Here is a 26,077-nt window from a genome sequence, read left to right on the forward strand (position 1 = left end):
AAAATAGGAATTACAGGTGTTATTACCAAAACTCGGCTATCCTCTCCCTTGCAACAGCTTACGTGAAATTTTGATTGGAGGATAGCTGGACTTTGACCGCTATTTCATTTAGGCGCTGTAATCGCAGATTCAACGCCTAGATCAATTAGAGGAATGAGGTTAAGTAAGCTATGGGACAGATAAAAGCATCTACACTCAAGGAACAACTACCAAGTTTTTCCATTGTCTTAGAAACGGAAAACTTGGCCAATGCCGATCTCAATAGTCTATCTGAGTCTTTAACTTCGCTCTTTAATCAAGACCTCTCGCCCATTTTTGCAAATGAGATTTTAATGATAGATAGTGGTGATGTTCCCCCAAAAAAGCTTGAGCAACTGCTTGAAAAATATCCCTGGATTAAAGTTTGCCAAGCACCATTAGGGACTGGATATTACAAAGCAAAAATGCTGGGAGCTAATTTGGCAACAGGGGACATAGTTGTCTATTGCGACTCTGATTGCATCTATGAAACAAACTGGTTAAGAAATATCCTCATCCCTTTCACTCAAAGCGATCAGATCCAAGTTGTGGCAGGAGAAACAACAACACGAGGGAAGGGGCCCTACGGTACTGCTATGGCTTTGACTTATATCTTTCCCCAATACTCCAGACAGAAAACTCTCAAACGCACCTCCCAATACTTTCTCAATAATGTTGCTTTCCGACGCGAATTTCTCCTACAATACCCCATTCCGACTGAGCTTCCCCTCTATCGAGGCAACTGCCTAATTCATGCTCACACCTTACATTCCTATGGTTACACCATTTGGAGGCAGCCACAAGCTAGGGCAACCCACGCCCCGCCATCAGGACTATCTCACTTTTTCTGGCGTTTCTTGCTGATCGGCCACGATTACTACTGGCAGAAGCGTTTGCTGGCAAAATATCAACATAAGTATCATGACTCTCTATCTGGCTTTCTGGGTAAGTTACGAGTTTTCTGGGTTAGGATAAGTAAAATGTTTACTAATCAACCAAGCTATATTATTTACTTTCCTTTGGCAATTCCCATTGTTATTACCTCAGTGACACTAATTTTTGTGGGTTATGTCATCACCTTGTTTGAATCACGCTACTTGCTCAAAGTTTATAACCAAATTTTGGGTGAATTTGAGGCTATACCAGGACAATAAGGCGACTCGTAGAACCAGAAAACCTAGACATAATGATTTCGTTCCTCTCCGCGTCGCCGTATCTTAACTGTCTTTGTGTCATTCTTTAGTCAACTCCACGGAGAGATGATCCCATCACCCTCCACCCGCAGATATCGTCCGCGCCAGTACACGCGCTGTCCAAACGCACCCATTAGCCAAACGATAAAACTCAGCAAGTCTCGTAACGGTATGACCCAAAGCCAACGCAGCAGTTTAGGGCAGTTGATACTAAAGATACTTACTAGGACTTGAGCATAGCGAATCACAAATGTTGTTAAACTCAGAGCGATCGTCCATCCAGCAAACCCGGATAGTAGCAACAGGGGAATACTGTAGACAGTGCCGTAGCAAAACACCATACTGTAGTACTGCGCTCCCCGATTGTAACGGATAGTCCGCGCCCAGCGTAACTCCCGCATAAATATTTGCTTGAGACTCTCCTGGCCTGTATCCCACTCTAGAACATAGGGTGATAATTCAACCTCATAGCCTGCCATTGCTGCTCTTTTGCCGAGATTATAGTCTGACCCAATTCGGTTGAGGTGCAAACTACCAAAATCAGCTAACGTTGATTTGCGGGTAGCTATAGTCACTCCTATTGCCAAGTGCAGACCTCCATCAACAATACGAGCTATCAACAGACTGGGAATAAAGTCAACGCAGCGACCCAAGGAAGCCAGCGCTGCACCCAAGTATTGGGGATCGTGCCCAACATAAGCACAAGTAACAACACCAACCTTGGCATCCCTCAAGGGAGCAGTAACGATACGAATGTAATCAGGACTTACCCGAATATCACCATCAGCAAAGATGATAACTTCATGCTGAGACTCTGCTAATAAATAGCTCAGGTTGCTGTCTTTGTAATTGACCCCACGTGGTTCTAAACCGACAAACAATCGTACCTGGTTGGGGAAGGTTGCAGCTAGGTTTTTTAGCAAGGAAACAGCAGGATCTTGGGGATCTGTAACCCCAAACAGCACTTCATAAGTTTGATAATTTTGCGTACACAGCGATGACCAATTTTCCCATGCTCCCTCATCTATCCCACTAACAGACAACAAGACTGATACTGGTACATCCTCAGTATTTTCACATTTTGCTGATACGCCGTCTGGGGCTAGACAAACAAAGCCTGCATTTGCAGGCTTGTTTGGAGAAGATACAGGGGAGTCATCTTCATAGATGGAATCCTCTTGTTTCCCTATGTTTACAGGATCAAAGGAGGACGCAGCTACTGGTAGATTCTGGTCATGATTAATCTGCCCTTGGGTAGATGCAAAAAACTGATGGGTACATAATGCACACGCTAGGTAAAAAACTACCGAGCCAACCATCAGCGTAATAAACGCAATTTCTAGGAAAGTAATCATTTTGAGTTACTTTTGAAATACCTTACCTACAAAAGGCAAGCTTTTCTTTATCAAGCTTCTATTTTCACTCTAGTACTCTTTTTCGGCGATCGCTTAGTTCTCGTTACCAAGTTCAACCTAGTAACGAGAGTTACCAGGTTTTAGAGGCTTTGCCTGGGAGCTGTTGCATAGGCGTGCAAGACTCTCATGCACCGGGGCGCACAGCAAAGAATGAAAATCTCTTCCCCAATCCCCAATCCCCGATCCCTATTTTCAATCTCTGATAACGCAATGCCAGTGAACAGAGTTGGCACATGCTTGGTTTCCTCCTAGTTTTTCTTGATGATGTAATAGTCATTCAAGAAATCATGGTCAAGCCGCTTAATTTCTACGCTGGTGAATCCCGCTTCTCTCAACATTTCCAAAGCTTTTTCTTCACCCCACATCGCACCAAGACCCATGCCGCCTGCGGAGAGCGAGACGGTCATGCAGTGCAGGCAAGAAATGTGTAGAGTAATGGTGCGCTGGGATGATCCAGATTACCGTGAACATTGCTGGAAGCACGAATATCCTGCATTAAGTATGTCCCATCAGGGCGCAGTGCCTGATAAATGCCGCGCAATACCACATCCGGTTTTGCTTGGTCATGAACCGCATCGAAGGTGCAGATCAAATCATATTGCTCCACTTCGTCCAGTTTAGCGGCATCTTTAACCTGAAATTGAATGTTGGTGAGTCCTTGATGGCTAATTTCTGATTGCGCCGTTGCGATCGCCTCTTGTGAGATGTCGTAACCTGTGAAGCGACTGTTAGGAAACCGCTTTGCCATTTCAACAAGCGCATGACCACTACCACAACCAACATCAAGTACATCAATGCCCTTGTTTAGGTCTTCCGTTAAACGGGGAACCAAGGGAAGAACATACTCCTCCAGCGCCGCAACAACTGTTTGCCCGCTATCTTCCGCCATAACTTGATGGAAGCGTTGATAAGCAGAATAGGGAACGCCCCCACCCTTGTAGAAGCAGTCAATTACCCGATCTTCAACAGTTGCTAGCAGCGGAATGAATTGTGCGGTAACAGCAATGTTATTGGGACTGGCAGCTCGTGTCAAAAATGCCGCATGTTCCGGAGGCAGGGAGTAGGAACCAGTCACAGGATCGTACTCAACAAAACGGCCTGTCACCATTACACCCAACCACTCCCGCACGTATCGCTCATTTAATCCGGCTGCATCCGCAATTTGCTGACTTGTGGATGGTGGCAGTTTAGCCAAGGTATCAAATAATCCGGTGCGATGTCCGATTGAGGTCATCAGGGCGATCGCGCCACTGTTGAGAATGTCCAGCATCCGGTCGGCGAATGCTTCTGCTTTGGTTTGATCGAAGGTTTGCACAGTCATCACTTTTTTACTATACCAACTAGTTTGTATATTAATTATGAAAAACTATCGTGTCAATCCTCTTAACGCTAAAACTAGCTTTATATAACGAAAAAATTTACAAGCAGATCGCAGCTAAATTCCTCCTATTCTTCAATCTACTCACTAGCAAAGAGGCTATATTTAAACCAAATAGTCTGTAAAATAAATTAAATGAACTTAATCTGTGGAGGTGTCAATGCCAAGAGGCGGCGAGGCAACTAAAACTCGAATCCTTGATGCTGCTGAAGCTCTAATTATGGGGCATGGACTCGCTGGCACATCCATTGATATGGTGCTTGAGAAGGCTGCTATCACGAAAGGAGCATTTTTTTATCACTTCAAAAGTAAGTCAGAACTGGCGCGGGCACTAGTTGAACGATATGCGGATCAAGAAGAGACTTTGCTGGAAGAGAGATTAAAACGTGCCGAGAGGCTTAGCCGAGATCCACTGCAACAAGTTCTCATCTTTATTGGTTTATTTCAGGAGGAAGCAGATCAATTAATCGAGCCTGGTGCAGGCTGTTTGATTGCTTCATACATCTACCAATTCGAGGAACTCGACGAGAAAATTCGTGAGATTACTGCTCAAGCCATCCTGCGGTGGCGAAAGCGTTTAGGAGACAAATTTGAGGAAGTGATAGCTAATTATCCGCCCCGCTTTCCCGTTAATGCCAAGGAACTTGCAGATGGCTTTGTTTCTGCCTTTGAAGGAGCGTTTGTGATGGTGCGGGTACTTCGAGAACCAAAGCAGCTGAGCCAACAGCTTTTACACTATCGCAACTACATTGAACTTCTGTTTTCACCAACGCAGTAGTGCAGAGATTTTTGCATTATGCTACAAGCAGACAGAACATTAGTCCAAAACGAGCGTGTAAGTCCAAGTTGCGGCATCCTCTCAATGTCTACATTTTTCAACTTGTAGAATCAATTAAATTTCGTTAAATTAACAGGTGCAAGTAGTACCTTACTTTTACCAGGTATATGCCTGGTGAACCTTTATCTAAGTTTTGGAAATTATGCCTTTAGATAATGGTCAAATCAACCAAGAATTGAGTGCCTTAGATTCTCCTAAACAAACAGGGGCGAATATCGGGAAAGTGTTGCTCATTGGGGTTACTGGCGGCACAGGTGCGAATGTGGTCAAGGGATTTGTGGAACAAGGAGTTACCAATCTGCGCGCAATCACTAGGAAAATTGACCTTAACCGCCCTTCTTTAGCAAAGATGAGCGATGCAGGAGTTGAGCTTGTGGAAGCTAATTTAGATGATGAGGACTCTCTCGCACCAGCTTTTGCAGATATTTCGGCTGTTTACTGTCACGCCACCAGCGCCGACGCGGCTAAGCCCGATCCGCAAGAGATCGAAAGAGCAAAGCGAGTTGCCCAAGCTGCGAAGAAAGCTAATATCAAACATTTCGTATATAATTCCGCAGGAGGAGCAGACAGGAATTCCAGAATCAGTCACATTGAGCAGAAGTATAAAGTAGAACAGGTTCTGAAAGAGGCTGGCTTACCGACAACGATGTTGCGGGCCTGCTTGTTTATGGAGGAGTTTTGGAAGCAATATACGCGACCCTCCATCCTCAAAGGAGTCTTTCCATTTTCCATTCAGCCGAACAAGCCCATCCATCTGATTACGACTAAGGATATGGGTCGAGTAGCAGCTGACGTGATGAAAAATGATTCTAAGTACATCGGTCAAGAAATAGAACTTGCTGGTGATGTGCTAACTCCAAAACAAATGGCAGAGGAATTTTCTAAAGTGCAGGGAATGACCGTTGTCCACAAAGAAGTACCCTCGTGGATTTTCTTACTGCTTTTGAGAAAAGAACTGTTCGATTTGATTCAATGGTATCGTAACAAAGGTTATCAAGCTGATGTTCAGCGCTTGCGGGAAGAGGAGTTTCCTGGTCTTTTGACCACATTTAGTGAATTTTTGGCAGAAACCAACTGGGCAAATTCAGAACTCACTTACGAGAGTTTGTGAAAACGAACTATTAAACGGGAGAATTTTTCCTCGATTCGCTTCAAGGCAATATATAGTCATCAAAAAATTTTTTATTAGCATCTGTAAGAATTTGCCCGTCTCATGACAATTCAATATTAGAGACGATGTTCATAGGATTTTAAATTGGTGGAGGGTGAAAATTCTTCTCATTACCACTGTAGGGATTTATCGCCTTGCTGGCAATTACATATCAAGGGTGATGTTTAGGAGGTCACATTGAAACGACAGGTTAGACAACCAGTAGACCCATCTCATGATCCTGATCTGCAAAAGAAGCGGCAATTGTTATGTGAGGCAGTTCAACAAGAGTGGCAGGTTATTCAAGGGACTATTCAAGTCTATGTTAGTCGGGCGATCAAGCAATTTGGCAGTAATTTTAGTAATACTTGCGTTCAAGATTCAATTGAAGTGGTAGCCAAAGAAATTTTGCATGAAACCGTTGAAACCGCTCTCAAAAAAGCTGGAGAATTTGACCTAAACCTCTTACCCAGCCCTTGGTTACTAGGTATTGCTGCCAAGAAAATACAACAGTGGCAACGTCAAAAAATCCAAGAAAATCGGTGGATTACACCTGTTGCTGAACTTCCACAAGTTCGCAAAATTAAGCAGCAGCTAAATTATGAAACTTTATCAGACGAAGAGATTTTGGGACTACTGCATCAGTCTTCTAACTCATCTGACCCGGATAGCCAATTAATGTTGGAATATCTGCTGTCTTTAGTAAAAGACAGTGATAGAGAAGTACTTAAGTTAGCTTTTGTTGATGGTAAGACAGGAGAATCTTTGGCAGCAGCATTAGGAACAACAATAGGAGCAGCTTATACAAAGAAGCACCGTGTCATCGCACGATTACGTCAAGCTTATGCTCAAAGCAATCTGTCACTTGAGGAGGGCAGATAAGATGCACGAACATGTAGAAAACTCAAGTCTGATCTCACGTGAAAAAGCCATCCATTTGTATATCCAAGCTTTAGATCAAGGTGATATGGAAGTCATTGCCCAAATACTTGACGCTGCTTGTGATGACCCCGAACTTGAAGGTATTATTACATCCATCAACTTAGCTTACCAACAAGAGGAGCAGCTAACCCCAATTGCCCTCGATGCCCAATTTATCAGAGATTTACACCGCAAATACCTAACTAGTATTTTGGAAAGCATTAGTAAAATTCGTGTGGTAGTGATTGAAGATCATGACTTAACCCGTGTTGGTATTCGGACAGCACTGCTGCAAAAGCAAGAAATTGAAGTTGTAGGAGAAGCTGCTAATGCGACTGAGGGGTTAAAACTGTTAAAGAATCTACAACCAGACATTGCGATTATAGATATTGGTTTACCAGACAAAGATGGTATTGAGCTCACACGAGAAGTCAAATCTGTTGCTAACGGCCAAGAGTCTGCAACGAAGGTGTTGATTTTGACGCTACGAGATCGTAAGGAAGAAGTGCTAGCAGCTTTTGCCGCTGGGGCGGATTCCTACTGTATGAAGGATATCAAGTTTGATAATTTGCTGGAAGCCATACGCGTAACCTACAATGGCAACGCTTGGATCGATCCGGCGATCGCCCGCATTGTATTACAACAAGCGCAGCAAAATCCACCCAAGCAAGAGATTGTGTCAATGGTTACTGATAATTTCGCTGCTCAAAACTCAGATCGCGCTGAGAATGAGGAGATGATTGACCCATACACCCTCACCGAAAGGGAATTAGAAGTATTGCAGTTAATTGTAGAAGGTTGCAGTAACGCGGTGATTGCCAAAAAGCTTTATATCACCGTTGGAACTGTGAAAACTCACGTCCGCAATATTTTGAATAAGCTATGCGCCGATGACCGTACTCAAGCAGCAGTTCGCGCCTTGCGTTCTGGTTTAGCAAGTTAATCAATTTGTGCTGTGCGATCGCTGTTTAGCTAACTCCGAAGGAGGACAAAACAATTCAAAAGTCACGCATTCAAAAGTCAAAAGTAAAGATTCTAACGCATGACTTTTGACTTGATACTTTTGACTTCCCGAAGGGTGTCTTCCCCCTCTCCCTCCCTGGTCTTACCGCACCAACAATTCATGAATACTGAATCGATGCTTTAGTACCCAGTACCGCGCGAAGCACCTTGACACAACTGAATAAATGTGCATTCCCAAACTAGGCGCGGCTGGGCGTAGCAAAGCAGGGATTTACGAGCTTGTTCTAATTGTTTGATGACATCGGGTTGATACCACTGCTGCCAGTAGGACTGTTGAAGATAATCGACTAACCACAGTTGCGCCTCAGTATCTAAAGCTTTATCAATATCTCTGGCTAATTCCAAGGCTTGACGGTAGTTTTTTGGGGCGTTGGTTACTGCTTGGAGTAGTTGAGGGGGAATCGCTTGCAGTTGTTGATAAGAAGCGATCGCCTCACCAGGGCTACCAGCGGCGATGCTCAATATCGCTGGATCTTGCAAAATTTCTTGATGACCCGTACGTGTTAATATTTCAGCCATTGCGGCTGTATCTAAGCGATAAAAGGGAATGCGTTGGCAGCGCGACACCAATGTTGGCAGAATGGATTCTGAGGAAGGGGCAATTAAAATCAGTGTCGCCTGTCCGGGTTCTTCTAAAGTTTTTAATAACGCATTAGCAGCCGCTTCTGCCATAGTTTCTGCCCCCTCCACTACTACTACATGCCTTGGTGCTTCCAAAGGTGGACGGCCCAGAAACTCGGTAATCTCGCGAATTTGCTCTAGGCGGATTACGGGTGGTGCTTTACGCTTGAGTCCTTTCTCTGCTGCTTCAGTGGCTGTGAGGCGTTGTCCTTGATGCTGGTAGGTTGGCTGTACCCACAACACATCAGGATGGTTGTCTTTTTGGAGTTTGGTGCGGATGATAGGAATAGCTGCGGATGGAGTATTGGTAAATAATAATTCCATAAAGCACCGTGCCGCCAAACTCCGCCCAATACCATCAGGCCCCACAAATAAATAGGCTGGGGCAACTCGATTTTGTTTGACAGCTTGAGTAAGTAATTCTACTGCTTGCGGCTGTCCGAGCAGTTGGGCAAATGGGTCAGTCATAATTTTAGGTATAACAGTTTAACTGAAAACTTGCTTCGCAGCACAAGCTTTAAGTTACGATTAACACGCAGGAGTGACATAGTTATGTTATCAGCCGCCGAAACCGTTAGAATTTACAAAAACCAGCCAGAAATGACCTTTTCTGCCGGTCAAGTCATATTTGAACAAGGTCAGAAAGGGGACTGTATGTATGGTATCTTGATGGGAGAAGTAGAGTTGCATGTTAATGGCAAAGTGGTTGAAACCATCCAGGCAGGCGATGTTTTTGGTGAAGGAGCTTTAGTTCATCCAGATAGAAACAGAGCATCTACTGCGATCGCCAAAACTGACTGCATACTTGCATCCATGAACAAAGAGCGTTTCCTCTTTGCTGTGCAAGAAACTCCTATGTTTGCGCTCAAAGTCATGCAGAGTTTCTCAGCACGCCTGCGGCGTTTGAAGCAACTTGGTTGAAACTGGGCTGTATAGCTTCCCCAACTTGTCTGTTGCTTGTTGAACAATCAAAAGGACTTGACGCATAACTTGCCTACTTGCCTTTACTATAAATGTAAAATTAAGACTTCGGCTCGGAATTATCTTTCTCTTTTGGTGTTTCAGAATAATTCTCGAATAGCCAAATGATAATAGCAGTAATCATGGCACTACTAAAAGATATCAGCCCAACAATTACATCCTTGGAAAGATAATTAGCCAGAAAATTAGCTCGGATACTAGCAACAGGAATTTCGGGGTCTAGACCAACCTGTATACCTGTTGTTCTACCACTTAAACGGACTTCTAAGCCTTTGGGTGGCTCTGATACTTTCAGGGTTTGACCATCAATTTTGAATTCTAAGTCTTGATTAGATTGCGGCTCAGAAATGTTCAGATAAATTAATCTTTGAACACCCGGCTTTTCAATATTCAGAAACTGATTTTTTTCAATTTTTAGGTCTTGTTCTGCCATACGAATCTGACCCTGAATAATTGTAGAAGCATTGAAAAAATCTCTGGGAGAAGCACCTGGCTTCTCACCAGTGTAAAACTGCATATCTTTTACTTCTATGCTCTTACCCAATAACTGGGTTTCTGAATCATCTGAACTTGATCCAGGTAAATTTATGGATAGAGTAGCTAGTTGTTTTAACTCTAAATCATAGACTTGGATATCTGGTTGAAAAGTAAATTCAATTGGCTCTGGTTGATCCGGACTATCTTGTAAACCTAATTCTGGTAATTGATATCCTTCAATGACTACCTGAAGAGGCTGCGCCCCTAAGGAAAGCTGCAAAGGTACTGGAGAATTATTTGGTTGTAGCGAGAGTGAGATAACGTTGGTCTTGCCACCTTTATCTGGATAGGAGATATAACTCAATTCTTTAACTTTTGTATCTTGCTGTAGCCTGAGTTCTAAGAGTTCTAGTTCACTAGTTTTGTCTATATTTTCAGGACGACGAATAATCAATTTACTTTTAGGGTCTACCAATTTAATTTTTAGCTCATTTACTCTGTCTATAACTGGACGAGATTTGCATTTAAATGTGCCTTTTAAAACTAATGTTTGACTTCCTTCTATTGAAATTTGAATAATTTCAGAAATGTCATGTAAAAAGAGTTGCTTATCTTGATTGCTAGTGAAATTAAGCTTTTGAACTGTAAGATTACCCTCAAAAGCATTGGTGCTGGGAAAGTATGGTGCTATAATTATTCCTATGAAAAATGCCAATAGTATTAGTGCAATAACTATTGATTTTGTCAGTTTTGGAGTATTTCTAGATTGATTAGTATCGTTTGCGGTATCTTGGGAAAATTTCCTCCGCATTTTGAGTTTATCTAATCCTGTTTTCCATAACCTGATTAGCTTGTTAGAAAACCACAATAGACTGCTGTATATTCTCCAAAATAGCCAGTAAACAAAGATTATAATTATTTGCCAGCTATTACTTAAGAACTCGATAATTTGATTTTTCCTGTTATCAGGTTGCCTCATCGTAACCACCCAGGATTATGTTCAAAATTGATATTACGGGTTATTTCTTTTGGTTTTCGACCATCCCGTTCTTGTTTCCCAACAATATGGAGTACATAGCGACCTGCTGGTTGCTTTCGTCCATCCCAAGCGATGAAAACCTCACCAGGTGATTGAAAGTTTGGACGAGGGTTACTGTAAACTATCTGACCATTACTATTACGAATTTGCAGTGTGGGAAAGCTCGCTCGATATTGAGTAAATAGTACAAATTTGTACTGTGCCGCAGGCTGTCCTAAGATAACAGGTACAAAGACAAAATTATTTCCTAACTTGACAGATGCCAAGACTCTTATATCGTCTAAAGAAATGCCCACTTTTTTGAGAATATTAGTAGGCAGATTAAAAGTAAAATTGGAGAAATTTTGGGAAAATACCAAGTTATCAAGCAAATAATTTTGTTTTAATGACTGTGCTGTTAACTCGGGTTTACTACTGTTACTTAATCGTGGAATTCGCAATACTACTGTGTTACCCAGTGTACTGCTGTCATGGGTGATTAGGGAAATAATCCGTAACGAACCGGTTTGGGATTCCCCAGGCAGCTGTCGAACTATTCCTTCACAGCGATTACTGTTTCGACGAATGTAGGCTGTGGACTCTGGACTTCCGTTAGGACAGGCTTGGACAGAGAGAGTACTCAGGGTCAATATCAAGCAACTAGTAAGTAAAACTCTGTAACTAAACATAACACCGATATTAAGATTTACTGATTGAGTAATATATTAAGCAGCCCCGTCCAAGTGTACTATTCTTTGATTTTTGTTTTGTTTAGTTCCCGGTGCAAAAGACTTTCACAGCATCTTGCGGGTTGAGTTGAGATGTGTTTTTTTCTCTCAAACTACATTTTTTAGTATAGAATCAGAGATTTTTTTGGTGAAAAAAAGTATAAAAAATGCAAAAAAATAATTCATGCCGCAAAAACATCACTAGAATACGATTAGATATTTGATTTGAAAAGTCTTGAAAGGAGTGCATGATATTAAGGAAATAGGCAGGAAAGGCTTCTGTCGATGTTCCTGAGCTTATTCCTTAGACGTGAATCTATATCTTTAGGGCGAAAATTAATTTACTTTGTTCCGATAGTAAAATTATTTACCACTATTATTCGTCTGCTCCCCAGTCCTATCATCGATATTTTTCTTGCGCGAAGGGAGTAGGCAAACAAAATAACATCATCTGATGTGAAAGTTATAGAGCCATATATAAAGAAGAGTTATTCTCCATTGCTATATCAAAAATATGTCGGAGTCTAAGTGATGAAACCTTTATTTAGACTATCAATAATATTCATGAGTGTAGCTATAACAGTAAGTTGTGCATCTGACCTGCACAATTTTCGTGTACAACCTCCATCTTTATCTGCTTCAAGAATCGAAAAGGTTCCAGCTAATACCTCAACCCTTGAATCCCAAGCCGCCAAGGTACTAACTGCTCAAGAAGTCAACGATATTGCCAAGAACATTACAGTTTTGATTCAAGGACAGAGACAGGATGGAGCCGATTTCAATGGATCTGGGATAATTATCGCTAGGAAAGGCAATGTTTACTACATTCTGACAGCCGAGCACGTTGTCCCACAAGGAAGCGATTATACGATTGTTACGCCTGATGATAAGCAGCACATCAGTAAAGATATTAAGGTGCTTTCAGGCATAGACTTAGCCGTCTTGGAGTTCACAAGTAATCAAAATTACCAGATAGCAACTATAGCTGACTACACTCCGCAAACTGGAAGCTACATCTTCGTCTCTGGCTGGCCTGGGTTAGATGTAGAAGATAAAGAAGAATCAAGATTGTTTTCAGCCGGAGTTCTTTTTAACAAGGATTTTGCATTTTGGACTTCCAAAGATCCCTTAGATAAGGGCTATGAATTTCTCTACGGTAATATCACTTACCCAGGGATGAGTGGTGGTCCTGTGTTTGATATTAGCGGACGAGTAATCGGCGTTCACGGGAATTCAGAGGGAGAGGGAGAATTAGGCTCTGAAATGGTTCTTGGTTATGGCATGGGTATTCCCATTCGTACTTTTCTAAAATCAATGTCTCAAGTAGGATTAACCGTAACTCCTAGTCAAGCACCCCCTCCTACTCCTACGGCGCAGCAAATCAGTTCCATTATCAGTTTTCTAAATTTGAAAGAGCCAAAGAACAGCAAAGATGCACGTGAATGGCTGAAGTATGGCATTCAACTGTGGCGACTAGGGCAGTTTCCGGAGGCTGTTGCTGCTTACGACACTGCAACTCAAATCAATCCCAGACTTGAGCAAGCCTGGTATGTTCGAGGACGTGTCCTAGCAGGTTTAAGAAAATTTGAACAAGCTATTGCATCCTATGACAAAGCCCTTGCCATAAAACCAGATTTCATTGACGCTTGGCGTCTCAAAGGCGTAACTCTCGGTTATATAGGACGCCATCAAGAAGCAATTGAATGCTTTGAAAAGGCCCTCAAAATTCAACCTAACTATTTGGAATACGTACTCCACCATTTTCACGGTGAGGCTTTGCAAGCCCTAAAACGTCACTCGGAAGCAATTAATTCTTACACCAACGTACTAAAGATCCAGTCGAATGCTGCTACTTACTCCAATCGAGGAGTTAGCTACTATGAACTTGGAAATTTTCAAGCAGCCCTTGATGATTTCAACAGTACTTTGCAAAATAACCCTGAAATCGACGATCAAATTAGAGCATATGTGAATCGAGGTCATACTTACGTTAAGTTAAAAAAATTACAAGCTGCTTTAGATGACTATACCTCTGCTATTAAACTCTACCCTCAATTACCCAATCCCTCTGAAATTGCGCCTGAGATAAAAATCGCTAACATGTATTACGATCGCGGCTTTGTTCGTGAAAGCTTAAAAGACTTTCAAGGAGCAATTGCGGATTATACTGAGGTTGTGCGAATAAATCCTCAAGATTCTCAAGCTTACTACAATCGGGGTAATGTGCAAGCTACCCTAGAAAATCTACCCGCAGCTATTAAAGATTGGAGCCAGGCTATAGAGATTAATCCCGAATATGCTGAAGCTTATAACAATCGGGGCTTTGCCCACTTTATAAGGAAGGAGCGGTCAAAGGCTATAGAAGACTACAATCAGGCTATACGTATTAATCCTAACTTTGCTATTGCTTATCATAATCGAGGAAATGCGTACAAAGTAGATAATAGGCAGCTAGCTTTGGCAGATTTTAGAAAAGCTGCACAATTATACAAAGAGCAGGATAATCAGAATGGCTACCTAGAAGTGCAAAAATTAATTATTGAGCTTCAGCAATAGAATAATTCATTATCCAATACCGCCAGTTCCCACCACCAAAAGCAATGAAATAGAATTTTACATATAGCCCCAAGCTTTGAGCTTATCTGTCAAAATCCTTTGAATTTGTTTTTGCACTACTTCCGGACTGGCGCTAGCATCTACGCGTACGATTCGTTCTGGGTAAGATGCAGCTAATTGTGCATATCCTTGCTGGATGCGACGATGAAAAGCGATCGCTTCTTGCTCAATGCGATCCGCAACATCGCCGCTACGTCGTTTGCGGGCCAGTCCCACCTCGACATCAACATCCAGCCAGAAGGTAATATCACTTTCTAATCCATCGGTGGCAATGGCGTTGAGTTCGTGGATTAAACTCATATCTAGACCGCGACCGTAACCTTGATAAGCAACTGTAGAGTCGATATAGCGATCGCACAATATTATTTTTCCTGCTGCTAGATTTGGTCTGAGTTCTTGTTCCACGTGTTGCGATCGGTCAGCAGCATATAATAATAACTCTGTTCTGTCAGCAATGGGCTTGGCTGGTGATTTATCTAATAACAAGCGCCTCAAATGCAAGCCTAACTCTGTTCCTCCAGGTTCGCGAGTCACTAATATAGAGATGCCAAGGCTTTGCAACCATTCACTACATAATTGTATCTGGGTTGTTTTGCCGCAACCTTCCACTCCTTCAAATACAATTAATTTGCCATTCATTGTGCTGCAACCGATTTTTACTGACGTGCTTTATTAGGCTAGCAGGAATACTGCTTTCTTATACTAGCTGCTTACACAATTCCATCAGCTTACGTTTGCGCCCATGAGTAGCCGTTAGTTGGGAGCGATAATCAGACCACTGACTTTGCTGTCCCAACTGAAAATAAGCAGCTTTCACCTTTTGCAACCATTTCACAGCTTCATCGTAGCGATCCGCCTTACCCTGATTTATAATTGGTTCGGCTCGACTGCGGGCATTGTCAATTACCCAATCGGGACGATGGGGAATTGCTGCTTCCATGACCCGCATTACCAGTTCTGGACTAGAGTAGGATGAATTGACAACAGCAATAGCATCATCTACTAATCCCTCATACAGAAAAATATCCACTTTCGCTTGTTCTGCTCCCCAGTCGCGAAATGCTCGTAGAGTTTTCAGTAAATCCTGTTTCACAGTAGACCAACTGTCCCCTACTAACTCTTCCACCTTACGGTAATAGCGAAATGAAGTACGTGTATTAAAAGCAACGATACTCGCATTCACAGCAACCGAGAAATTGCTTAAAGATTGCGCTAAATCACTTGTCCAAGCAGCCAAGTCATAGAGACAATGCCCTGATAATGTCAATCCTGTTTGAGCGATCGCTAAGGCTTCCGATAAATACTCTCTCTCCCGCAAAGCTTTGGCAAGAGCAAATGCTGTTTCTGCTGTACTCATGTGATTTTTAGCAGCAGCAATTGCTTCTTCAACTTGCCCCAAAGCTACCAACCGCGTCAGATATTGCTGCATTAATCCTTCGGCACGGGCAAGATTCAAGTATTCTATGTAACGCTCTTGGCGCTCAAGAATTTGCAGGCGAATCAATGCCAAATCTTCAGCAAAGTCTGGTGGCATACCTGCCCAAAGTGATACGGAGCGATCGCCCGCTAAAATTCGTTGTAGATTCTCATCCTCCCACCCTTGCCGCAATGCTGCCATACTCATGGCAAAATCTGTATCTAACTCATCCTGCCATGCTTCCAACATCACCTGCAAATCCACCGCCTCTGGTTCTGAAATTTCCGCACACAAAATTGCTTCTGTCCACGCCTCATCCAGATAGTAAGTAATGGAATATACATCACCACCGTAGTCTAATAACTCTTGCCATTCCTCCGCATAGGCTGCGGTGATTGCTTCTAAAATGGCGATCGCACTATTTCCATCTCCATTTTTAGCCAAATCTTGCGCCTTCTCAATCACAGCCAGCAAATCATCGCTGAATGGATCTTCCTCATAGCCATACTCCAACTCCCGCAAACCATTGCGTAAAATCTGCTTTACCTGCTGGCGAAAAGGCGCGACATCAATAGTTTGGCGTTTTTGCTTCGATGACGGCTTTGACGGACTCGGCGACACCATCAAGCTAACATAGCGGTCGATCGCATCAATAAGTTCTGGTTCTTCTGCAACCAGTTCTTGAACTAGTCTTTGCGTTTGTACATAATCCAAACGATCCAATAGCTGTTCTAAAGTCGGACGTTCCTCAATCACCCTTGATTGTCGCGAACAAGTGAGTAAAGTTGCAACGATATGTTTGCACCAACCACCATAATCATAAGGACACGTACAAAGCGCTGAGGTAATTTCACCCGTATCAAAACGAATACTGACACGGTAGGGTGTGATCTCACTGCCTTCCACTTCTGCTTGGATCAGACTACCTCGTTTTTGCAGATTACTAACTGCGCCTCTCTTGTAATATTCTTCACCACGAGTGAATGACAAGGTACTGGAATTGTAACGAATTTCAGATTCGGAAATTTCCGGTATCGACATAGTTTCAGGGTTTTTATTTGTAGGCTATGTCAAAATCATCGTAACTTGACTCTCGATCGTAAAAATCTTTACTTTTCCTGTAGCGGCGCGTTACGCTGCGTTAGGGATTTCCAAGAAATAAATTATCCCGGATTGTGGGGTGGGCATCCTGCCCGCCTCTGGGATGGGACGGGTGAGGACACCCATCCCACAAGAAAATTTGGGATGTTTTTTTATTTGGAAGTCCTTTATTAATGTATCGCTTGCCAAACTCGTTCGGGTGTCATCGGGAGTTGACGCAACCTCACACCTGTAGCGTGGGCGATCGCATTAGCTACAGCAGGTGCTGTACAATTAGTAGTAATTTCTCCTACACCCTTAGCCCCAAAAGGCCCATAAGGATCGACTTTTTCGATTAAAAATATTTCCATTGGTGGTACATCAGCAGCCGTAGGAATGCGATAATCTCGCAATCCTGGGTTAATAATTCTTCCTTGTTCATCAAACAGCAACTCTTCCGTCAACGCATAACCAATTCCCATCGCAATACCGCCTGTCGCCTGTCCTTCACAAATCCTCGGATTAATTGCCTTACCTATATCAATCGCCTGCACGCATCGTAAAACTTCAACCTTTCCCGTCTCCATATCAACCTCTACCTCCACACCCTGCACAGCAAAAGTTAAAGTCGCTTCATCCGCCGCATAACTTACTTCTACACTTCTTTTCTCTCTGCTACCTGGTGCGTATTCCTCTGTGTTCCTCTGCGTTTGTTTCTTTAACTTCTGGGCCGCTAACTTCACAGCTTGTCCAGAAATATACAACGTCGCCGAAGCATAAGAACCTGCATCAAAAGGAGTCTCCTTCGTATCCCCAGAAAACATCTTGATATCATCAACACCCACACCCAACACCTGGGCCGCAATTTGCCGCAGCGTCGTATCAGAACCAGTGCCAACATCAACTGAACCTGTTCTTAACTCATATTTCCCATCATCTAAAAGCGATAACTTCACACTCGCAACGTGGATTTTTGATAAACCACTGCCTTGCATCGAAACGGCAAATCCTACACCACGACGACGAGAACCATCTATTACTGGTGGCGTACCGGAAACATAACCAAGTGACTGCGTAACTTTTTCAAAACATTCTGGAACAGCATAGCTACCAATTAAATTAAAATGGTCTGTTGACGACCTTCCCAAATTAATCGCATCTCCAGGACGGATAATATTTTTCTGCCGGATTTCAACGGCATCAATGCCGAGTTGATTAGCAATTTCATCGATTTGACATTCCATTGCAAAAGCGCCTTGAGTTGCACCATAACCACGAAATGCACCCGCTGGCATTGTATTTGTATAAACAGCAAATCCTCTAAATCTTTTATTCAGGCAACGATACAAACCTAAAGGAATATAACCTGATAAAAATACCACCGTTTGACCATGATTGCCATAAGCACCAGTGTTGGCAATTACTTCCATCTCTTGTGCCACAAATGTACCATCTGCTTTAACTCCACTTTTAATGCGAATTGTCATTGCATGACGGCTATTTGTAGCAGTAAACTCTTCTGTTCTAGTGAATTCCCATTGTACAGGTCTGCCTGTGCGAAGGGTAGCAAAAGCACAGAGGTCTTCTGATAAAATCTCTTGTTTATTGCCAAATCCACCGCCTAATTGGGCTTTATAAACGCGAATTTTTGCTTTGGATATATTGAAAATTTTGGAAAGCAAACGTTGGCAGTGAAAAGGTACTTGGGTACTGGAACGAACCACCAATATACCATCTGCTTCTAACCAAGAAATTGTCACATGCGGTTCTAAATGAACGTGTTGCACCGCTGGCAGATGGTAAGTATTTTCTACAATTAAATCTGCCTCTGCAAAACCCTTTTCACTATCACCAGATTCGAGAAATATTTGTCCAGCAATATTGCGATTTCGATCGGGAATTTGTGATGATTCTGGTTCATCGTGAATAACGATACTACCATCATTCATTGCTTGGATAGGTTCTAAAATATGCGGTAAAATTTCGTAATCGACTTCTATTAATTGACAAGCTTGTTCAGCTATAGACACTGACTCAGCAACCACAGCAGCCACGCGATCGCCAATAAATCGCACTTTACGATCTAATAAATAATGGTCGAGGGGATCGGGCACAGGTTCAGCGTGTCCGGCGGTGGTGTAAGCTATCCTGGGGATATCTGCATGGGTGAACACAGCAACGACGCCAGGGATTGCTTTGGCTGCTTCGGTGTTAATTTTGCGGATGTAAGCGTGAGGATGGGGCGATCGCAATACCTTAAGATGTAGTAAACCAGGCGGTACAAAATCTGCGGTGTAAGATGCTTTGCCTGTGACAATTGCCGTACCGTCTTGTTTGGGGATACTCTTGCCGATAGATGAAGAGGGGGAGAGGGGGAGATGAGGAGGTGGGGAGATAGGGAGAATACTTTCAATAATCGCCTGATACCCTGTGCAACGGCAAAGATTACCCTTTAAAGCCAAACGCAATTCTTCTGGTGATGCAAAAGGCAACTTTGCTGCACTCATAATCATACCTGGAGTGCAGAAACCGCATTGAAAACCTTGTCCTTGCAAAAATGCTTGCTGCATTGGTGCAAGTTCGCCATTTTCTGATAACCCTTCAATTGTTGTCACCGATTGATTGGCTATTCGCATGGCTGGGTAAATACAACTGTGGATTGGTATATCATTTACCCAAACCGTACAAGCGCCGCAATCTCCGCGATCGCAACCACGATGAACACCAAACCAGCCTAGTTGTCGTAGCAGAGTTAAAAGGCTGGTTCCGGGATGACAATTTACTGTAAAATCTTGGTTGTTAACTTGGAATTTGAATGCTTCTTCCATATATATTTAAAATACTTTTAATTGTTGGAGTGAACGCCTAATTAAAACTTGTGTCACCTCACGGCGATAAGTAGCACTAGCCTTAGCATTATCAATAAAATCTATATCCTGTAGAAACCTTGGGTGCAACGTCTCTACATCTGTTTTCAATTCCAATAGACGGGGTGCAGGAACACTCGCAGCGATCGCACACCGCAATTGCAAATTATCTGGATTACAAGCACTCACTGCGATCGCCAAAGCGGGATCGCTGGCTGCAATGCCAAAACGCTGATAATTAACTTGCCATTTTAAATTTTCAACTGGAATCAAAACCCGCCTCAATATTTCTGATGGTTGCAAAATAGTCTGGCGGGAACCAAGTTGAAATTCCTTGGCTGCAACTTGGCGCGACTCTCTGTTTAAATTCCAGATTTCATAAGTTGCATTTAATGCCACCATGATTGGTGCTATGGTTCCCACTGATAATGCCAGACAGATATTACCTCCTACTGTCGCCATATTAATTACTTTTAGTGATGCTGCGAGTGCAGAAATAGCACTTTTGAATCCTTCTACAGCCGTCCATTCTGAAGGCCAAGGATAATGCAATAATTTTATTAACGGACATGTCGCACCAATTACTAAATTATCTTCTTGTACCTCAATTTCTGACCAATCTAAACACTGTATATCTACCAGTACCTTCAAATGTGGCTGCGGTTCAGAAAATATCCACGTTCCACCAGCTAACCAAGCCCAACCTTCACCCCAGTTGCTGATAGTTTGAACATCATGAGGACGTAAATAAGTTTTGATGTTTAGCAGATCCATTTTTGATTAATTTTTAACGCAGAGTATCGCAGAGGAAAGCGCACCAGGTAGCAGAGTAAGTTTCATTTGCGTTGTCCAAAAACTTTAAATATCTAATTGAATTTCATAACGAAGTCTTTTTGGCAATGAAATCTTATAAACATCACCTTGATTCATCTCATCTGGTTCTTTCATTTGACTTAAGGCAGTGACAACTTCATCAGAATTTGCAGTCAAAATGACAACAGCTTGATCGCAAGCTATGGGAAAATCATGCCAAGTACCTATGTGCAGCAAAAGTGCATGTCCTGGGGGAAATCTTAATGCCTTTACTTGATTTAAATCTGGCAGGTTTTCGCCTTGAGTGTGATTAGGTGGTGCCATTACCATAATGAATGGTGCTTGTCCCAAACCGATGAACAATTGGGTCATATGCATGTGGCGTTCTAACCAGTTAATAGAAGGATATCCTGGCATGATTTTCGCGGTTCTAAAAGTTGCAGTTCCACGATAGAGAAAGTCAATATTTTCGCCTTCAATTACTCTACCTTGATAAAAAGGAATTCCTAAGCCTGGTTTGCTAACATCATCTCCTAATAGATGACCATAGGGTTTGATATTTTCAGAATTAGCATCAATGATAGGAATTTTTAAAATTCGAGTTTGTGGAGTTGTCATGAGATAAATTTTATTTACAACTGTTAAATACACATTGTTAACACATATTTACACGAAACTCCAAATTCCCCATTCCCTATTCCCTATTCCCTATTTTCTGTATTGCCATTAAACCATTCGTAAATACTTTCGCCTGTAGTTAACCAAGTATTGGGTTTATTTTTAATGTGCAGTAAACACTGCTTTAAATACTTGAAGCGCAACGGCTGACCGACAATAAATGGATGCAATCCAATTGCCATTACTCGCCCTTGCTTTTCTCCTTCTTCCCACAGTTGGTCAAATTGGTCTTCTATTGCCTGGGCAAATTCTGGCCCAGAAAAGCCGTTACTCAAGCACAAGGTAATATCGTTTGCTTCGATAGTATAAGGAATCGCTAGCAACCGACCGTTGGGTAATGGATACCAATAAGGTTGATCGTCATTTACCCAATCGGCAGTGTAAACAATACCCGCGGAATACAATAATTCAAAAGTTGATTGCGTAATTGAAAATCCTGGTGTTAACCATCCTTTTGGACTTTTACCTGTAGCTTTTTCTAGTAATGTCAAAGTTCTGTCAATTATCTCTATTTCTGTATCTCTATCCATGTCACTATGACCAGTAGAATTGTTAATGCCATGTGCCATCACTTCCCAGCCATATTTTTGTATGGCTTCGATAATTTCGGGATAAAGTTTACAAATTTCTCCGTTGACCGCCGCAGTTACAGGAATTTCTAACTCTGCAAATAGGTCAAATAATCGCCAAATACCGATGCGATTACCGTAGTCTCGCCAACCATAGTTGGCAATTTCTGGGTAACTATTCAAATGGGGTTGAATTGCTGTTCCGAGTTTACCAAAGGTGAAATGTTCTACATTCATTACCACCCATACAGCTACTCTGGCATTGTTAGGTAATTTTGAAACTGGACGTTGTGTAATCGCTTGAAAAGATGGAGATTGCATAAAAATGTTGAATTATGAATGAAAAAATTAAGAGTTTCATAATTTATAGTTTATAGTTCATAATTTTTGCAATGGTTGACCCAGTGATGCGGGTGGGCCTAGTTGGATACGGGTGGCATCTCGTGAAATGATCGCTAGTACTAAGATTGTAGCTAGGTAAGGTAAGGAAGATAAAAGATAGGGAGAGATATCTAAACCTAATCCTTGCAGAATTAACTGTATAGCACTGACTCCACCAAATAAATAAGCACCCCAGAGAATCCTTTTTGGTTTCCAACTAGCGAAAACAACAAGGGCGATCGCTATCCATCCCCGTCCAGCAGTCATGCCTTCCGCCCAAAATGGCGTATATGCTAAGGAGAGATAACCCCCCGCCAAACCTGCCATCGCCCCACCAAACAGCACTGCCAAATAACGTACCCTATTTACTGGCAAACCCAAAGCATCAGCGGCTGTGGCTGATTCGCCAATACTCCGCAGTACTAACCCCAAGCGGGTTTTTTGCAAGAACCAAGATACAAAAATCACTAATATCACAGAGGCATATACCAAGATATCCTGGTGAAAAAAAGCTTTTCCAATTATGGGAATAGATTCTAAAATTGGGATGCTTAGAGGTTGCAATCCAGTGATTGTTTTACCAACATAGCCTGCACCAAGAAATGCACTCAGTCCAGAACCGAAGATGCTAAGGGCTAAACCAGTAGCTACTTGATTCGCAGCAACAGTAATTGCTAGCACAGCATGAATGAAAGCGATCGCCATTCCTGCAACTAGAGCTACCAATAACCCTAAATAAATATTACCTGTGACTGAGGCGACTATAAAACCACTTGCCGCCCCAACTAGCATCATTCCCTCAACACCAAGATTTAAAACCCCCGATTTTTCTGTGACTAACTCGCCCAATGCTGCCAAAATCAAAGGTGTAGCTGCCCTGATAGTGTCTTTGAGAGTGTTTGTGAGGATGTCATTAGTCATTTGTCATTTGTCATTTGTCATTAGTTAGTGGTTAATAATTATTCCCCCACTCTCTCACTCCCCCACTCCTCCCCTCCTCCACTCTCCCACTCCCCTATTCCCTCTTGTTGATCCGCATACTGTTGTAGATTAAAAAATCACTAGCTAAAAGAAAGAAAAACAAAATGCCTTGAAAAACTCCAGCTAAAGCCAAGGGTAGTGCTAATTTAATCTGTAATAACTCGCTGCCTACGTAAAACAGTGCTATCAGCAAACTAGATAAGATAATCCCCAAGGGATTTAAGCGACCAATAAATGCTACAAGGATAGCAGCATAACCGTAACCAGGAGAAATAGTAGGACGTAATTGACCAATCGGCCCCAAAACTTCACATGCACCAGCTAAACCTGCCAAACCACCGCTGATGAGTAAACTTAGCCAAATAATGCGATCGCTTTTTATTCCAGCATAGTCTGCTGCACGCGGACTAGAACCAACTACCCGGACGCTGAAGCCAAAAAATGTCTGTTGCAGCACTCCCCAAATTAACAGCGCTGCCAAGAGGGCAAAAATTACACCCAAATGCAATCGTGTCCCAGCAATTAACGATGGTAAGGTAGCAAATTCACTAAAGGGTGCAGATTCGGGAAAGTTATATCCTTCGGGGTCTTTTAACGGCCCCCGCACAAAGTAGTTTAAAACAGAAATTGCTACATAATTTAACATTAAGCTGGTGAGGATTTCGTTGGTATGAAACTTCACTTTTAATACAGCAGGTATGCCGCCCCAAATCGCACCACCGACTACTCCAGCTATCAAACAAAGTAAGAGTAAACTATAGTTATTGATATTTGTAAATGCTAAACCTACAGCACTAGCAAAAATTGCTCCGATAGTAAACTGACCTTCCGCACCAATATTCCACACCTTCGCTTGAAAACATACAGCTAAACCAACAGCAATCAGCAAAATTGGTGCTGCTTTCACTACTATTTCTGTGAGTCCATATAAGCTGCTTAAGGGTGAGATAAATAAAGTATTTAACGCAGCAATAGGAGGTTTGCCCAATAAGGTGAACAACAAAAGTCCCGAAATTATTGTTCCTAAGAGTGCAACCAGGTATGATAGCGCTTGCCAAGTTTTTGACGGTAAGGTATTTGGTTCTAAACTGCTATGCATTTAACTAAAATGTCGCAAGAATTCTCCTTCCATGCTTGCATGGTGGGAGATGAATTGCGACCAACCAACTATGATCGTAGCAACAATACTCTATGTCTGCTAAAATCTGATCGCTGCTCTAGAAAAGCGATCGTGTATCAAGCGTATAAGTTCCGAATCTATCCAACACAAAAGCAACAAACACAATTGTCTAAAGCGTTTGGCTGTTGTCGTTGGTTCTGGAACTACAGCTTGAATCTAATTCAAGAAACTTATAAAGCCACTAGCAACTTCCGATCTAGAGGTGCAATCCAAGGTTTATTGCCAGAACTCAAAAAAGAGCATCCTTGGCTAAAAACAGATGTTTATTCTCAGTGTTTACAAGTTGTTGCTCTAAATATTTCTACTGCTTACAAAAACTTCTTTGAAAAACGGGCTGGCTTACCTAGTTTCAAATCAAAACATGGAAGGCAATCGATGGGCTTTCCTCAAAATGTCAAACTAGGTGATCGTGCGATTGTATTACCAAAGCTAGGGGAGATTTATTGCCAAATTCACCGTCAAATAGAAGGCACAATCAAAACTGCTACTATTTCTAAAAACCCTGACGGCAAATATTACGCTTCGATTTTGGTTGATGATGGCAAAGAACAGCCACAAGCCAACAGTGAAGGCAAAGCAATAGGGATTGATGTGAGACTAACTCACTTGTGTATCACCAGTGATGGCAGCAAATACAGTAATCCTAAACACTTTGCCAAACATCAACGCAATCTCAAACGCAAACAGCAGACATTAAGTCGCAAACAAAAAGGAAGCAATAGACGTAACAAAGCAAGAAATCTAGTCGCCCGTGTTCACTCCAAAATAGCTAGGTGCCGTGAAGATTTTCTACACAAGCTATCCCGCAAGATAGTCAACGAGAACCAAGTGATTGTGATGGAAAATCTCAACCTTCTAGGCATGGTACGCAATCATAATTTAGCGAAGGCGATCGGTGATTGTGGATGGGGGATGTTTGGGACAATGCTGAAATACAAAGCACAGAGGCAGGGAAAAATTTATTTAGAAATTGATAGATTTTTCCCTAGCTCTAAAACTTGTAACCATTGTCTGCATAAAGTCTCCGATCTGCCTTTAGATCTTCGTTTGTGGGATTGCCCCAAGTGCAATACTAGGCACGACACAGATATAAATGCGGCAAAAAATATTAGAGATGAAGGCTTGCGGATATTGTCGCTCTTGAACTAGCGACACTGCCAATGGAGGGGATGTAAGTCGTCCTGGTAAAACTTCTGTTTTGCTAGACGCTGTTGCCTGTGAAGTTGGAAGCGCAGACTATGCTCTAACATAGTCGGGGTAGTTCACTTCATCTTGTCAAGGTTAATGTTGCCTGGTTTAGCCCTTTCAAGGTGAGTAAAAATGCTCAAAAAATTTCTCGAATTTTGAGCTTTTCACCTTTGTGTCTTAGTGCCTTGGTGAGACCAGCCCCCCAGAAGGCGGTTCCCGTCACGTAGACGCGCAGCGGTGAGGGGGTCGCAGTCTTGGACGCCACTTGCTTTATGCCGGGAGACCCGTCCACCGCAGTGGCTCCGCTTCCCGTCACGATTGCGAACCCCCGTACGCCGTAAGGCGTTCCCGCAGGGTACCCGGAGGGCTTCCCGTCAGGGTAGGGGGACTGGCGTAGACGCCCCTTGTGGGCGGCTTCTCGTAGAGTACCCGTAGACGCGCAGCGGTGAACCAGCGCGGTCTTGGGGAGGCAGCGCGCAGAAAGGGGGTTCCCCCCATGAGCACCTGCCGTGGTTTCCCCCATGAGCGACTGGTGAACCCGGAGGG

The 26,077-nt window shown here is 42.7% G+C and carries 22 protein-coding genes; 8 read left to right on the forward strand and 14 right to left on the reverse strand.

Annotation, left to right across the window (positions count from 1 at the left end):
• Nucleotides 1-170: 170 nt before the first annotated feature.
• On the forward strand, nt 171-1,172 hold the full coding sequence (locus FIS9605_RS0125695) for a glycosyltransferase (protein WP_026735141.1): 1,002 nt from the start codon (nt 171-173) through the stop codon (nt 1,170-1,172).
• A gap of 89 nt (nt 1,173-1,261) precedes the next feature.
• On the opposite strand, the gene FIS9605_RS0125700 is transcribed toward FIS9605_RS0125695, so the two are convergent.
• The 3 genes from FIS9605_RS0125700 to FIS9605_RS38205 all read right to left on the reverse strand — a co-directional run bounded on the left by FIS9605_RS0125700 (nt 1,262) and on the right by FIS9605_RS38205 (nt 3,947).
• Nucleotides 1,262-2,566 (reverse strand): glycosyltransferase, encoded by a 1,305-nt coding sequence (locus FIS9605_RS0125700; RefSeq protein WP_026735142.1) that lies wholly within the window; start codon nt 2,564-2,566, stop codon nt 1,262-1,264.
• Nucleotides 2,567-2,874: 308 nt separating this feature from the next.
• Nucleotides 2,875-3,033, reverse strand: a complete 159-nt coding sequence (locus FIS9605_RS45485) for a hypothetical protein (protein WP_231510464.1) — start codon at nt 3,031-3,033, stop codon at nt 2,875-2,877.
• Nucleotides 3,030-3,947 carry a class I SAM-dependent methyltransferase gene (locus tag FIS9605_RS38205; protein WP_231510465.1) on the reverse strand — a complete coding sequence of 306 codons (918 nt, stop codon included), beginning with the start codon at nt 3,945-3,947 and terminating at the stop codon, nt 3,030-3,032. Before FIS9605_RS38205 ends, FIS9605_RS45485 begins: the two co-directional genes overlap by 4 nt.
• Before the next feature lie 217 nt (nt 3,948-4,164).
• On the opposite strand from FIS9605_RS38205, the gene FIS9605_RS0125710 reads away from it, so the two are divergent.
• From FIS9605_RS0125710 to FIS9605_RS0125725, 4 genes are all read left to right on the forward strand, one after another.
• On the forward strand, nt 4,165-4,782 hold the full coding sequence (locus FIS9605_RS0125710) for a TetR/AcrR family transcriptional regulator (protein WP_026735143.1): 618 nt from the start codon (nt 4,165-4,167) through the stop codon (nt 4,780-4,782).
• Nucleotides 4,783-4,984: 202 nt separating this feature from the next.
• Nucleotides 4,985-5,953, forward strand: a complete 969-nt coding sequence (locus FIS9605_RS0125715) for an NmrA/HSCARG family protein (protein ID WP_082209859.1) — start codon at nt 4,985-4,987, stop codon at nt 5,951-5,953.
• Nucleotides 5,954-6,190: 237 nt separating this feature from the next.
• On the forward strand, nt 6,191-6,874 hold the full coding sequence (locus tag FIS9605_RS0125720; protein ID WP_026735145.1) for an RNA polymerase sigma factor: 684 nt from the start codon (nt 6,191-6,193) through the stop codon (nt 6,872-6,874).
• A 259-nt stretch (nt 6,875-7,133) separates the two neighbouring features.
• On the forward strand, nt 7,134-7,856 hold the full coding sequence (locus FIS9605_RS0125725) for a response regulator (protein WP_026735146.1): 723 nt from the start codon (nt 7,134-7,136) through the stop codon (nt 7,854-7,856).
• A 200-nt stretch (nt 7,857-8,056) separates the two neighbouring features.
• On the opposite strand, the gene FIS9605_RS0125730 is transcribed toward FIS9605_RS0125725, so the two are convergent.
• A complete protein-coding gene (locus FIS9605_RS0125730) occupies nt 8,057-9,025 on the reverse strand; it encodes a DNA polymerase III subunit delta' (RefSeq protein WP_026735147.1) in 969 nt (322 codons plus the stop codon).
• Nucleotides 9,026-9,109: 84 nt separating this feature from the next.
• Here FIS9605_RS0125730 and FIS9605_RS0125735 point away from each other — a divergent pair, with 84 nt between their 5' ends.
• On the forward strand, nt 9,110-9,478 hold the full coding sequence (locus tag FIS9605_RS0125735; RefSeq protein ID WP_026735148.1) for a cyclic nucleotide-binding domain-containing protein: 369 nt from the start codon (nt 9,110-9,112) through the stop codon (nt 9,476-9,478).
• A 100-nt stretch (nt 9,479-9,578) separates the two neighbouring features.
• Here FIS9605_RS0125735 and FIS9605_RS0125740 read toward each other — a convergent pair whose 3' ends face one another.
• Together FIS9605_RS0125740 and FIS9605_RS0125745 are read right to left on the reverse strand one after the other, a co-directional pair.
• Nucleotides 9,579-10,490, reverse strand: coding sequence for a hypothetical protein (locus FIS9605_RS0125740; RefSeq protein WP_197036143.1), 912 nt, complete (start codon nt 10,488-10,490; stop codon nt 9,579-9,581).
• 500 nt (nt 10,491-10,990) lie between these two features.
• The gene (locus FIS9605_RS0125745; RefSeq protein ID WP_035140243.1) at nt 10,991-11,722 is read right to left on the reverse strand and encodes a hypothetical protein; all 732 of its coding nucleotides are present in this window, start codon (nt 11,720-11,722) and stop codon (nt 10,991-10,993) included.
• Between the two features lie 603 nt (nt 11,723-12,325).
• Here FIS9605_RS0125745 and FIS9605_RS0125750 point away from each other — a divergent pair.
• Nucleotides 12,326-14,317 (forward strand): tetratricopeptide repeat-containing S1 family peptidase, encoded by a 1,992-nt coding sequence (locus tag FIS9605_RS0125750; RefSeq protein ID WP_026735151.1) that lies wholly within the window; start codon nt 12,326-12,328, stop codon nt 14,315-14,317.
• Between the two features lie 57 nt (nt 14,318-14,374).
• On the opposite strand, the gene tmk is transcribed toward FIS9605_RS0125750, so the two are convergent.
• The 8 genes from tmk to FIS9605_RS0125790 form a co-directional block, all read right to left on the reverse strand.
• Entirely contained in the window at nt 14,375-15,016 is a 642-nt protein-coding gene (tmk, locus tag FIS9605_RS0125755; RefSeq protein WP_026735152.1) for a dTMP kinase, read from the reverse strand.
• A gap of 58 nt (nt 15,017-15,074) precedes the next feature.
• Complete coding sequence (locus FIS9605_RS0125760) at nt 15,075-16,835, reverse strand: SWIM zinc finger family protein (protein WP_026735153.1); 1,761 nt, start codon at nt 16,833-16,835, stop codon at nt 15,075-15,077.
• A gap of 230 nt (nt 16,836-17,065) precedes the next feature.
• On the reverse strand, nt 17,066-19,702 hold the full coding sequence (locus tag FIS9605_RS0125765) for a molybdopterin-dependent oxidoreductase (RefSeq protein ID WP_026735154.1): 2,637 nt from the start codon (nt 19,700-19,702) through the stop codon (nt 17,066-17,068).
• A gap of 6 nt (nt 19,703-19,708) precedes the next feature.
• Nucleotides 19,709-20,515, reverse strand: coding sequence for an FAD binding domain-containing protein (locus tag FIS9605_RS0125770; RefSeq protein WP_026735155.1), 807 nt, complete (start codon nt 20,513-20,515; stop codon nt 19,709-19,711).
• Between the two features lie 84 nt (nt 20,516-20,599).
• Nucleotides 20,600-21,172, reverse strand: a complete 573-nt coding sequence (locus FIS9605_RS0125775) for an ureidoglycolate lyase (RefSeq protein ID WP_026735156.1) — start codon at nt 21,170-21,172, stop codon at nt 20,600-20,602.
• An 83-nt stretch (nt 21,173-21,255) separates the two neighbouring features.
• On the reverse strand, nt 21,256-22,122 hold the full coding sequence (locus FIS9605_RS0125780; RefSeq protein WP_026735157.1) for a polysaccharide deacetylase family protein: 867 nt from the start codon (nt 22,120-22,122) through the stop codon (nt 21,256-21,258).
• A 57-nt stretch (nt 22,123-22,179) separates the two neighbouring features.
• Complete coding sequence (locus tag FIS9605_RS0125785; RefSeq protein WP_026735158.1) at nt 22,180-23,103, reverse strand: ABC transporter permease; 924 nt, start codon at nt 23,101-23,103, stop codon at nt 22,180-22,182.
• A gap of 94 nt (nt 23,104-23,197) precedes the next feature.
• A complete protein-coding gene (locus FIS9605_RS0125790) occupies nt 23,198-24,262 on the reverse strand; it encodes an ABC transporter permease (protein ID WP_026735159.1) in 1,065 nt (354 codons plus the stop codon).
• Between FIS9605_RS0125790 and FIS9605_RS38210 the strand changes: the two genes are divergently transcribed.
• Nucleotides 24,257-25,492, forward strand: coding sequence for an RNA-guided endonuclease InsQ/TnpB family protein (locus FIS9605_RS38210; protein WP_197036144.1), 1,236 nt, complete (start codon nt 24,257-24,259; stop codon nt 25,490-25,492). The genes FIS9605_RS0125790 and FIS9605_RS38210 overlap by 6 nt on opposite strands.
• Nucleotides 25,493-26,077: the final 585 nt, after the last annotated feature.

The organism is Fischerella sp. PCC 9605 (assembly GCF_000517105.1).
Taxonomy (GTDB): Bacteria; Cyanobacteriota; Cyanobacteriia; order Cyanobacteriales; family Nostocaceae; genus PCC9605.

What these genes read in the sequence shown, in the direction of transcription:
- FIS9605_RS0125695 (WP_026735141.1), top strand. Translation starts at nt 171, where the DNA reads ATGGGACAGATAAAAGCATCTACACTCAAGGAACAACTACCAAGTTTT.
- FIS9605_RS0125700 (WP_026735142.1), bottom strand. Translation starts at nt 2,566, where the DNA reads ATGATTACTTTCCTAGAAATTGCGTTTATTACGCTGATGGTTGGCTCG.
- FIS9605_RS45485 (WP_231510464.1), bottom strand. Translation starts at nt 3,033, where the DNA reads ATGACCGTCTCGCTCTCCGCAGGCGGCATGGGTCTTGGTGCGATGTGG.
- FIS9605_RS38205 (WP_231510465.1), bottom strand. Translation starts at nt 3,947, where the DNA reads ATGACTGTGCAAACCTTCGATCAAACCAAAGCAGAAGCATTCGCCGAC.
- FIS9605_RS0125710 (WP_026735143.1), top strand. Translation starts at nt 4,165, where the DNA reads ATGCCAAGAGGCGGCGAGGCAACTAAAACTCGAATCCTTGATGCTGCT.
- FIS9605_RS0125715 (WP_082209859.1), top strand. Translation starts at nt 4,985, where the DNA reads ATGCCTTTAGATAATGGTCAAATCAACCAAGAATTGAGTGCCTTAGAT.
- FIS9605_RS0125730 (WP_026735147.1), bottom strand. Translation starts at nt 9,025, where the DNA reads ATGACTGACCCATTTGCCCAACTGCTCGGACAGCCGCAAGCAGTAGAA.
- FIS9605_RS0125735 (WP_026735148.1), top strand. Translation starts at nt 9,110, where the DNA reads ATGTTATCAGCCGCCGAAACCGTTAGAATTTACAAAAACCAGCCAGAA.
- FIS9605_RS0125745 (WP_035140243.1), bottom strand. Translation starts at nt 11,722, where the DNA reads ATGTTTAGTTACAGAGTTTTACTTACTAGTTGCTTGATATTGACCCTG.
- FIS9605_RS0125750 (WP_026735151.1), top strand. Translation starts at nt 12,326, where the DNA reads ATGAGTGTAGCTATAACAGTAAGTTGTGCATCTGACCTGCACAATTTT.
- tmk (WP_026735152.1), bottom strand. Translation starts at nt 15,016, where the DNA reads ATGAATGGCAAATTAATTGTATTTGAAGGAGTGGAAGGTTGCGGCAAA.
- FIS9605_RS0125760 (WP_026735153.1), bottom strand. Translation starts at nt 16,835, where the DNA reads ATGTCGATACCGGAAATTTCCGAATCTGAAATTCGTTACAATTCCAGT.
- FIS9605_RS0125765 (WP_026735154.1), bottom strand. Translation starts at nt 19,702, where the DNA reads ATGGAAGAAGCATTCAAATTCCAAGTTAACAACCAAGATTTTACAGTA.
- FIS9605_RS0125770 (WP_026735155.1), bottom strand. Translation starts at nt 20,515, where the DNA reads ATGGATCTGCTAAACATCAAAACTTATTTACGTCCTCATGATGTTCAA.
- FIS9605_RS0125775 (WP_026735156.1), bottom strand. Translation starts at nt 21,172, where the DNA reads ATGACAACTCCACAAACTCGAATTTTAAAAATTCCTATCATTGATGCT.
- FIS9605_RS0125780 (WP_026735157.1), bottom strand. Translation starts at nt 22,122, where the DNA reads ATGCAATCTCCATCTTTTCAAGCGATTACACAACGTCCAGTTTCAAAA.
- FIS9605_RS0125785 (WP_026735158.1), bottom strand. Translation starts at nt 23,103, where the DNA reads ATGACTAATGACATCCTCACAAACACTCTCAAAGACACTATCAGGGCA.
- FIS9605_RS38210 (WP_197036144.1), top strand. Translation starts at nt 24,257, where the DNA reads ATGCATTTAACTAAAATGTCGCAAGAATTCTCCTTCCATGCTTGCATG.
- FIS9605_RS0125790 (WP_026735159.1), bottom strand. Translation starts at nt 24,262, where the DNA reads ATGCATAGCAGTTTAGAACCAAATACCTTACCGTCAAAAACTTGGCAA.